This window comes from Streptomyces sp. NPDC047061 (assembly GCF_040643955.1).
In the GTDB taxonomy this organism is placed as follows: Bacteria; Actinomycetota; Actinomycetes; order Streptomycetales; family Streptomycetaceae; genus Streptomyces.
In genome coordinates this window covers 19,764-28,846 of the sequence record NZ_JBEYVI010000073.1, presented here as the reverse complement: position 1 = coordinate 28,846, position 9,083 = coordinate 19,764, and the positions used below count along the sequence as shown (strand labels likewise).

The 9,083-nt window shown below is 72.0% G+C and carries 11 protein-coding genes; 3 read left to right on the top strand and 8 right to left on the bottom strand.

Annotated features, from left to right (window positions below; all coding sequences use genetic code 11):
* Nucleotides 1-103: 103 nt before the first annotated feature.
* From ABZ887_RS48900 to ABZ887_RS48880, 5 genes are all read right to left on the bottom strand, one after another.
* Entirely contained in the window at nucleotides 104-1,405 is a 1,302-nt protein-coding gene (locus tag ABZ887_RS48900) for a hypothetical protein (protein WP_361305811.1), read from the bottom strand.
* Between the two features lies 1 nt (nucleotide 1,406).
* A complete protein-coding gene (locus ABZ887_RS48895; protein WP_361305809.1) occupies nucleotides 1,407-2,192 on the bottom strand; it encodes a hypothetical protein in 786 nt (261 codons plus the stop codon).
* Between the two features lie 30 nt (nucleotides 2,193-2,222).
* Nucleotides 2,223-2,522 (bottom strand): hypothetical protein, encoded by a 300-nt coding sequence (locus ABZ887_RS48890; protein WP_361305807.1) that lies wholly within the window; start codon nucleotides 2,520-2,522, stop codon nucleotides 2,223-2,225.
* Between the two features lie 122 nt (nucleotides 2,523-2,644).
* Nucleotides 2,645-2,932, bottom strand: a complete 288-nt coding sequence (locus ABZ887_RS48885; RefSeq protein WP_361305805.1) for a hypothetical protein — start codon at nucleotides 2,930-2,932, stop codon at nucleotides 2,645-2,647.
* Nucleotides 2,929-3,507 carry a DUF6668 family protein gene (locus ABZ887_RS48880; protein ID WP_361305803.1) on the bottom strand — a complete coding sequence of 193 codons (579 nt, stop codon included), beginning with the start codon at nucleotides 3,505-3,507 and terminating at the stop codon, nucleotides 2,929-2,931. Before ABZ887_RS48880 ends, ABZ887_RS48885 begins: the two co-directional genes overlap by 4 nt.
* 242 nt (nucleotides 3,508-3,749) lie before the next feature.
* Between ABZ887_RS48880 and ABZ887_RS48875 the strand changes: the two genes are divergently transcribed.
* The 3 genes from ABZ887_RS48875 (at nucleotide 3,750) to ABZ887_RS48865 (ending at nucleotide 6,305) form a co-directional block, all read left to right on the top strand.
* Entirely contained in the window at nucleotides 3,750-4,547 is a 798-nt protein-coding gene (locus ABZ887_RS48875; RefSeq protein WP_361305801.1) for a transglycosylase SLT domain-containing protein, read from the top strand.
* Between the two features lie 23 nt (nucleotides 4,548-4,570).
* Entirely contained in the window at nucleotides 4,571-5,452 is an 882-nt protein-coding gene (locus ABZ887_RS48870; RefSeq protein WP_361305799.1) for a hypothetical protein, read from the top strand.
* A 247-nt stretch (nucleotides 5,453-5,699) separates the two neighbouring features.
* The gene (locus ABZ887_RS48865) at nucleotides 5,700-6,305 is read left to right on the top strand and encodes a sigma-70 family RNA polymerase sigma factor (protein WP_361305797.1); all 606 of its coding nucleotides are present in this window, start codon (nucleotides 5,700-5,702) and stop codon (nucleotides 6,303-6,305) included.
* A 104-nt stretch (nucleotides 6,306-6,409) separates the two neighbouring features.
* Here ABZ887_RS48865 and ABZ887_RS48860 read toward each other — a convergent pair whose 3' ends face one another.
* The 3 genes from ABZ887_RS48860 to ABZ887_RS48850 all read right to left on the bottom strand — a co-directional run bounded on the left by ABZ887_RS48860 (nucleotide 6,410) and on the right by ABZ887_RS48850 (nucleotide 9,082).
* On the bottom strand, nucleotides 6,410-7,192 hold the full coding sequence (locus ABZ887_RS48860; RefSeq protein ID WP_361305795.1) for a hypothetical protein: 783 nt from the start codon (nucleotides 7,190-7,192) through the stop codon (nucleotides 6,410-6,412).
* Between the two features lie 79 nt (nucleotides 7,193-7,271).
* The gene (locus ABZ887_RS48855) at nucleotides 7,272-8,027 is read right to left on the bottom strand and encodes a hypothetical protein (RefSeq protein ID WP_361305793.1); all 756 of its coding nucleotides are present in this window, start codon (nucleotides 8,025-8,027) and stop codon (nucleotides 7,272-7,274) included.
* Nucleotides 8,024-9,082: an NlpC/P60 family protein gene (locus ABZ887_RS48850; protein ID WP_361305791.1), complete on the bottom strand. Its 1,059-nt coding sequence runs from the start codon at nucleotides 9,080-9,082 to the stop codon at nucleotides 8,024-8,026. Before ABZ887_RS48850 ends, ABZ887_RS48855 begins: the two co-directional genes overlap by 4 nt.
* Nucleotide 9,083: the final 1 nt, after the last annotated feature.

Genomic DNA, 9,083 nt, shown 5'->3' with positions numbered 1-9,083 from the left:
CGACCGTGAAGAGGAACGGCAGCACGAAGAGCACGGTGCCCACCCACAGCAGGGCGGTGCCGAGGCCGCTGCCCGGTCGGCCGGTGCACCACCACCGGAGATTTCAGCGCCCGTGCCGGCCGCCGATGGCGTCCTCCGGGTCGGCGCGTTCGTCCACGGCGCTTCTGGCGACATCCGCCGCGGCGGAGCCGGTCCTGGCGGCCAGGGCCGCCACGGCGAGTACTCCGGAGAGGCCGGCCGCGGCGGCCTGGCGCGTGGACGACGCGGCCTGGTCGCCGCCGTCGCCGCCGTCGCCGCCGTCGTGGCCGCCATCGCCGCCGCCTGGGCGGCGGCTCTGGCCTTCGCCTCCGCCCTGCTGTCCGCCCTGCTGTCCGCCCCCGGAACCGCCCTGTGTCGAACCCTCTTGGGTACTGTCGCCGTCGCGCGAGCCGTGCGGACCGCCGCCGTCGGACGTGTCCGACGTGTCCGTGGACTTCTTGGAACCGGAGGCCGCCAGGCGACCGATGGCGCCGTCGGCGACGGACTTGGCCCCGGAGGCGATGGCGCCGGCGGCGCCCAGGGTGGCGGCGCCGGACGCGTCGGTGCCGAGACTGCCCACCGCCGGCACGACCAGCCGCATCAGGGCGGGCAGTGCGATGGCCGACAGCAGCAGCACGCCCATCCCCGCGATCTGCGTGTTGATCGCGTCGGCGCTCGCGTTGCCGCTCCCGCCCTTCTGCGCGTTGTAGACCATGATGGATCCCGCGTACATCATGAGACCGACCGTGGGCTTGTACAGGAGCCAGGCGAGCATCCAACCGAGGTGCTTGCGCCACCACGTGGTGCCCCAGTCCGCCATGGACGCGGCGGCCGCCATGGGGAACGTACCCATCAGGACGATCATCACGCCGAGGCGTATCCACAGCAGGATCGTGTGGATGACGCCGGCGATGATCAGCAGACAGGCGATGATCAGCAGCAGAGCGGCCGGGACGTCGTTGGTGCAGGTGATGCCCCCCAGCACGTTGTCCAGGCTCTTCTGGAGGAGGTAGTTGGCGAAGGCCTCCATGAGGTCGGCGAACCAGACGATCACCGTGGTCGAGGCGGCGGTGACCACGATGACGCGCAGCATGCCCTTGAGCGCGGTGTGCCCCGCCTCGCCGCGTCGGTCGAAGGCCATCTTGATCGCGGCGAACAGCAGCGAGCCGACCGCCAGGTACACGACGACCCAGTGGGTCTGGGCACCGATCTTGTCCGAGGAGTCCGTGTTGTAGGAACCGATGGTGGACTGGAGCGCCTTGAACATGCCGAGGGCGCCGGCCATCACCGAGTTGGCGACCATGTGCATCATCGTGCCGATGGGATCGCCGAACATGCCGAGGAGGTCGATGCCGGTGCTGCAGCCCGCGGCCAGGGTCGACGCCATGTCAGGATCCCCACTGGACGAAGCCGAAGGGCTGGGTCTGCTCGGGAGTGGTGTAGAGGGAGCCGTCGCCGAGCGGGTCCAGCTTCCAGTCCCCGTCCCGCCAGCGCAGGGAGACCGACGTCGACAGATAGCCGCCGACCGGATTGGTGACGAGCAGCTGCACGGTCGCCGAGTCGCGCGCGTACGACGGGACGGTGAAGCCCACGTACCTCCCGGCGCCCCCGGTCCCCGGGGCCGGTTCTCCGGCGACGGCCTTCAGGGAGATGAACCTGTCCCGCCGGTTCCCCGGCACGATCTGCTGCTCCGTGACCGTGCGCCAGTGCGTACCGCTGAGCTCGACGAGGATGGTGTGTGCCGCCAGCACCGCCCCCACGGGCGTGCGGGCGAAGCACCACCACAGGTCGTCGTCCCTGTGCAGGGGGCCGGCCGAGGGCGAGGTCGGCACCATCATGGTGCCGAGCTGCCGCCACCGCAGGTCCCGCGGCGAAGCGGCCGACCGCTCGGTGTTCCCGTCGTCGGTACGGCAGCCGGCGGGCCGGCCGCCCGTCCCTCGCCGGACCCCCAGCGGATCACCGGGGGACAGCGGGCCGCTGAGCCCGGCCAGCGCCTCCCGGCCCGCGGCCGCGAGATCGGTGCCCTTCTTCCCGTCGTCCGTCACGATGACCACCAGTGACAGGGCCAGCAGGGAACCGAGCACCAGGGCCGATCTGACCCAGCCGCGCTGCTGATAGAAGGGCCTGCCGTCCGGGACGGCCTTGCGCCTGGTACGGAGCCTGATACGGAGCACGTGGATCGCTGTCCCATCGCCCTCGGCCTGCTAACCGAAGATGAAGGAGACCGAGGGCCCGGCCGCGGACACGAGGATGCATCCGCCGAGCACCATGCCGAGGCGGCCCATGTGCTCGGAGGAACCCTGTCCGCCCTTCATGGAGGAGGCCATCATCGCGCCGGTGACGAGCACGCCCACCACCCCGGCCACGGTCCCCGCCCACGCGGCGAGCCCGAGGACCTTGTCGACCACGTTGGAGAGGTCGACGGGCGCTTCCCGTACCGGGTGGGGGATCTGGTTGGTGGTCCCGTCGTCCGCCAGATAGTAGGTGAGCAAGGTGTTCAGCATCGGTCGCTCCTGTTGTCGTAAGCAGAGCCGGGACATCGGACGTGGGAGATGCCGCGGTGTGAGTCGTTGGAGACGGCGGGAGATCGGCGGGTGCCGGCCCCGTCGTGGGGCTGGTGGGGTCCTCAGAGAAGGAAGGTCACGAGGGGGCCCGCGGTCGCGCCGAGTACACAGGCGCCTATGACGAAGATGAGGCCCCTGAAGTAGGTCGCGCCCTCGCCCGGTTCGCCGCGGCGCAGCTGGAAGGCGAGCTGCATGCCCACCGTGATCACTCCGGCCACCGCGGCCGCCGACACGCACCAGGCGAGCAGGCTGAGCAGCTGGTCCGCGTGGTAGTCCTTCGGGCTGAAGGTGCCGGTCGGCACGAAGTCGTCGGGATTGATCGTGGGGTCCGCGTCCTTGGCGGTGATCATCGTGTCCTCCCCCCGCGCCCGGTCGGAGCGGAGACGAGGGCGGACAGTGCCCGCACCTCCCTGGGCAGGGCGTCCGCCTCCTCGCCGATCCGCCAGGCCGGCACCCAGGGCACCCGGTGCACCCGGGCCGCCGACCGCAGTACCCGGACGCGTCGCCCGAGTTCGCGGGGCAGCCGTCCCGGCGCGTCGGCGACGAGCACGAGAGCCACCAGTTCCACGCCCGCGGGCTGTGTGCCCCGGCGCAGTGTGTCCATTGCCTGGGAGGCCGCCGTGATGCCGGCGGCATGGGTACGAGCCACCAGGAGAACCGGGCCGGGTTCGCTGTCGGCCGGGTCGGGCCAGCGGCGGCCCACGTCGGCGCCGCCCAGGATCCGTGCGAGCGTGCTCGCGCCGGCCCCGCCGTGCGCGTTGACCCAGGCGACCCGGTGGCCCGGGTGCGGTGACGACGGGGGCGTGACCGACGAGGCGGGCACCACAAGACCGGCCGCGGTGCCGGGCGTCGGAGAACTCTGCTGACCGGTCGGTCCGCGGACCCACAACTGCGAACCGGTGGTCATCACCGGGGGGACGCTCATGCGCGCCCGTCCTTTCCCTCGTTCGTTCCACGTACGGGACGGATCACGAACCGACCTGTTCGTCCGCAATCAATGCGAATAAATCCGTATTGATATGGATTGAACTGATCCACCCTCGTATCCGTTGCGGGCTGCGAGCAGGTGGTGATCCGTCAGGCGGCCACTACGGGAAATGGGGCGGCCTGGTTCAAGGGGCCCGGACGACCGTGTCGTCCGGGCGAGGGGAATGGAGGTGACCGGTCGTGAGCGGAGAATCCGGGGAGTCCGGCGGGCAGGGGACGGGCACGCTCTTCCTCGTACTCGGAGTGGTCGCAGCGATCCTTCCGATCATCGCGGGGATGCTCGCCCTGTGCATCGTCCTCGTTACGATCATCGTGGAGGCGCTGTCCTGGGTCTTCTGGCCCCTGATGTTCCTCTGCGACATCCACGTCCTGCACTGCGGCGGCGACAGCAGCGGCACGGGAAGCGTCGACAGCGACAAGGTCGCGGCCGTCTACCAGAGCGACGGGCGCGGCGCGCTGAACACGGCCAACGTACCCGCCGACTTCCTCCAGCCCATCCAGGACGCCGGGTTGCTGTGCACACAGATCGGGCCCATCGTCATCGCCGCGCAGATCCAGCAGGAGTCCGGGTTCAACAGCCGGCTCGAAGGCCTCGACGGCGCTGAGGGCATCTCCCAGCTGCCGCCGGACAAGTTCAAGGAGTTCGGCGAGGACGACGACGACAACGGCGATGTCTCCGCGCTCGATCCCGAGGACTCGATCATGGCGCAGGGCAGGTACCTGTGCTCGCTGGCCAAGGACATCGACACCCTCCGCGCCGACCAGGCGGTCGAGGGAAACGCCCTGGACCTGACCCTGGCCGCCTACGACCTGGGAATCGACGCCGTCAAGCAAGCGAAGGGCATACCGAAAAGCTCCTCCGCGCAGGCGTACGTCATCGGCGTCCGCAGCGGATTCGTCCTGTTCTCCGACGCCGTGGAGCTGTCCGACGGGCAGACGTACCCCAGCCTGTCCCCGCGGCCCACCCCCACTTCGTGACCGGCACAGTGAGGAGCCCGTACATGTTCGGCACATCCAACCGTCATGACCCGCCCGCGCCGGACGGCACGGCATCCGGGCCGTCGGCCCGCTTCCGGGTACTGATCGGCCTGGACGGCGGCGCGACGGTCGACGGCGAACACCTGCGCGCTTCGGAGGGCGAGACCGTCCACGTGGCCGTACTCGACGCACTGCACCGACGGGCGCTGACGGCTGGCCGCTCCGTGGAGGCGTGGATCCTGGACCGGCGGGACGAGCAGACCGTACTCATCGAGGTCGCCGCCGACGGTTCGAGCCGGATGCTCGGCAGACAGCCGTACGACGACCCGCCGGCCCCGGCCCCGGCCCCGGCGCCGCACCGGCGAGCCGAGCAGACGGCTGGGTCGTCGGGCGTGGTGTCGGCCGTGCCGCCGTCCGTGCCGCCGTCCGGGGTGACGGTCCCGGACGAACTCGCCGCGCTCGTCGCGGTCATCGGCCGGTCGGTCGACGACGGCCAGTTGGAACGGGCCGGGGCACTCGCCTTCCGGTTGCGGGAGCACTCCGCGCGTGTCTTCGGCGAGGACCACTCGTACACCTTGGAGGCGCTGGCGCTGGAGGCGTTCGTCGCGCACCGCGGCGACAACCACCGGCTCGCCGCATCCACCTCGCTCCGGCTCGCCCGGGTCCGGCAGCTGCGCGGCGATCCCCGCTCCCGTGAGGACCTGAGCCGCGCGGTCGCCGCGTGGGGCCGTCTCGACGACGTACCGAGCGCCGTCGGCCTCGGACAGGAACTGCTCGACGTGTGGTCCCTGTGCGTGCGGCACAGCGGACCGACCGCCGCAGACGCGGAGTTGATGCGCCTCGTCAATCGCCGTCTGCACACCCTGTCCACCCGGGCGGCCACCCCTGAGCACGGGGCGGCCTGAGAGAGGAACAGCAGGTCACGCGGGTAGGCGCGGTGAGGTCGGACCTGGTGGCGGTGCTCCCCTCGCCGCCGTGTCCGACCCCAGCGGCCCCCACCGCCGCCGTACCCGGACCGGATCGGTACGGCATCTCGTCAATCGTTCGTCAACGCGTCGTGGAACGCCCCTCGCGACACTCCCCGCACGTCGAGGCCGCGGGTCCGGCCTCGAACAGACCTCCGCGCGAGGTCGCGGAATGAGGGAGACGAACGTGAACTGGACCATGATGGGATCGGCGGGATCGGCCACCGCTCAGGAACGCGAGATACGCCGGCTGTACGACGAATGCGTGGGACCGCTCTTCACCTATGTGATGCGGCTGCTGGGCGGCGACCGCTACCGGGCCGAGGACGTGGTGCAGGAGGCGTTGCTGCGCTGCTGGCGAACCCAGGACCTGGACAACGGCGAGTCGCTGCGGCCGTGGCTGTTCCGCGTCGCCCGCAACCTCGTCATCGACGAATACCGGCTGCGCATGACACGGCCACAGGAGGTCAACGGCAACCCCTGGCTGGACGACGTGTCCACGGACTCCGACGACTGCGAACAGGTGCTCTCCGCGCTGGTGCTCCAGGAGGCGTTCAAGAGGCTGTCGGACAAACACCGGGAGGTGCTGTACGAGACCTACTTCACCGGGAGGAGCACGCGTGAGGCCGCCCTCGTCCTGGGCGTCCCGCCGGGCACGGTCAAGTCGCGTACGCACCACGCCATACGGGCGCTGCGCCTGGCGATGGGCGTCGCGGTGGAGACCGGCGAGGAGGAGACGGCCGCCAGGCGGCCGGCCACCGTGCCGTCCCTGTGGGAGGCGGACGCGGCGTGACGCACCGCCGCCGCGAGCGGCAGGGCGAGCCCGCCCCGAACCACCGTGCCCCGGACCGGGCTTCAGCCCCGGTCCGGGGCACGGTCCGTCGAGGGTCGGCCGCGTCAGAACGGCCCGGCGGACGTCTGCGCGGCCGTCAGCCACGCCTGGTGTTCCCGGGCGACGGCGAGCGCGGTGCCGCCGTCGCCCGGGATCTGGTTCCGCATGCGGATCACGGCGACCCCGGCGGACAATGCCGTCGGCACGTCGGTGATCCGCCTCCAGAGTGTCTCGGCCTGATGTGCCGCCGCCTCGGCCGCCGCGTGCTCGCCCTGGTAGAGCCAGCGCTCGGCGATGTCGCGGTACAGCCACACACCGCCCGCCGGGTCGCCCGCCAGAGCCGTGGTCCGGGCTCGCAGTTCACGGATGCGCAGCGCGTCCGGATGGGAGACCCCGAGGGCGTCCGCCACCGCCTCGTCGGTCCGCGCGGCCAGCGAGGCGGCCGCACCGACGCGACCCGCCTCCAGGTATGCCGTGACCAGGGCCAACGTGTCGGTGTAGGTGGGGAGTTCCGGAGCCGGGGCGGGGGCGGGGGTGACGGCGGCGGGAGGCCGGTTGTGGCGTTTCGGTGCCCCGGCGCCTTCTCCGCGGCCGGTGAGTTCGCCCACCCCTCCGTCGGGTGAGACGACCAAGTGCCAGACGGTGCCGTCCGGTTCGGTCGCCACGGCGCGCACCGGACGGCCGAGCCTGGCGGCCGACCCGGCCACCGCGGCCACGGCCGAGGCCCGGCCGGTATGACGGGAAAGGGGCACCAGCGGGCCGACGGCGTCGACACGGCCGTCCCCGTGCACGGTGAGCGTGTACACCGGCCACGCCGGAACGTCCAAGGACTCGTACGTCCTGTGCATGAAACCCCTCCCGATCGCTGACTCCGGGCCGACGGGCGCGGGTCCGGTCGGAAGACGCCCCCACCCCCATCGCCGTCACCTATTGGAGATAGACGCCGTCGACCCGCCACGACCCGCCGGACGCGGACCGGAGGAGTCGTAGGTACGCCGCGAACTCGACGGGTTCGCCCGTCCACCCGTCGCGGCCGTGCGGGACGGTGGTCACGGTCCACTGCCGCCACGCCTCGACAGGGGTGTCGCCGGGTTTGGCGGCGTCGTCGGCCGTCCGCAGCGTGACGGTGGTGCGGGCCCGGTGTCCGGTCCATTCCCGCCACTGGGCGTCCGGCACCGAACGGGGCCGGTGCGCACGCAGTTCCGTCGCGTACGCCGACGTCAGCCAGCCGGCGTCGGCGGCGCGCAGATCGGCGTCGAAGGGTTCCCGGTCGACGGTCGTGTCGAAGGTCCACATCGCTGTGAGCGCACCCTTGCCGACGGCGCCGGCATCGGTCCCGTCCACGTCACCGGGACCGGGCACGTTCCCCTTGGACGTGTCGGGCCCTTTGGACGTGTCGGCCCCCTTGGACGTGTTGGCCGTACCGGCGGAGCGCACCGGCAGCGGTGCCGCCGCGTCGGCATCGGCCGGCGTCGGGTAAGGACCCGTCCCGGTGGCGGCGGGAGGGACGGAGGAGGCGGAGGAGGAGGCGGAGGAGGAGGCGGAGGAGGCGGGGGACGGCGTGTCCGTCGCCCGCTGTCCGGCGCCGGCCAGGGCGCCTGACGCGCATCCGCCCACGGCCAGGCTCAGTGCCAGGATCACGGTGGCCGCCGCGGCGATCGGCGGAGCCGAGCGCGCAGTCATGAGAACCGCCTCACCTTCTGGGGCTTGCTCGTGTAGTAGGGGTCGTCGAGATCGCTGATCTTCACCACGTCACCGGTCTTCGGCGCGTGGATGAACTGCCCGTCGCCGAGGTAGATCCCGATGTGGTCGTAACCGCCGTGCAGGGCGAACCCGATGACGTCCCCGGGCCGCATGTCCGCACGCGCCACCGCCGTCCCCGCAGTGACCTGTGCCTGCGAGACGCGCGGCAGCAGGATCCGGCCGCCGCTGGCCTGGTACACCGCGTACTGGACGAGGCCCGAGCAGTCGAATCCGACCGTGTCCGCGCCCTGCGCGAATCCGCGGCTGGGCCCCTCGGCACCGCCGCCGCCCCACGCGTAGGGCGTGCCGAGCCACTTCTCGGCGTAGCCCACCACCCGTTCGCCGAACGTGTCCCCGGTGCCGGTCGACGCGCTCCCCGCGCCGGTGAAGTCGGCCATCGACCGGATGATCCCGGCCACATAGGCCTGGGTCTCCGGGTACGGCGGTACGCCCCCGAACGCCTGGACCGCGCCGGGGCCCGCGTTGTACGCGGCCAGCATCAGGCGGGTGAGGTCGCCGCCGAGGTCCATCGCCTCGATCTTGCCGGCGAGCCAGCAGTCGTAGCGCGCCTGGGTCATGATGGCGTCGCCCGGGGTGAACGGGTCGGCCACGCCGTCCGGTTCGGCGCTGCCGTCCCGGGCGGCCGCGTCCACTCCCCAGGTCCGCCAGGTGCCGGGCATGAACTGGCTGAGCCCCTGGGCCCCGACGGGGCTCACGGCGGCCGGGTTCCAGCCGGACTCCGCCTGTATCTGGGCGGCCACCAGCGGTGCGCCGACCTCCGCGCACTGCGCGCCCGCCCGTTCGACCCAGGAGGCGTACCCGGCCGGGACCCTGCCGCTGTCGAGCGTAGTGGCGAAGCCGACCGGCGCGGTGTCCCGGTCCTGTTCCTCCGTGGCTCCCACCACGGACAGTCCGAGCAGGGAGCCGAGCAGCGCCAGGACCGCGCACCCCGTCACCAGCGTGGCCGGCCGCGCCGGTGCGGTGCGGCCGGTCATC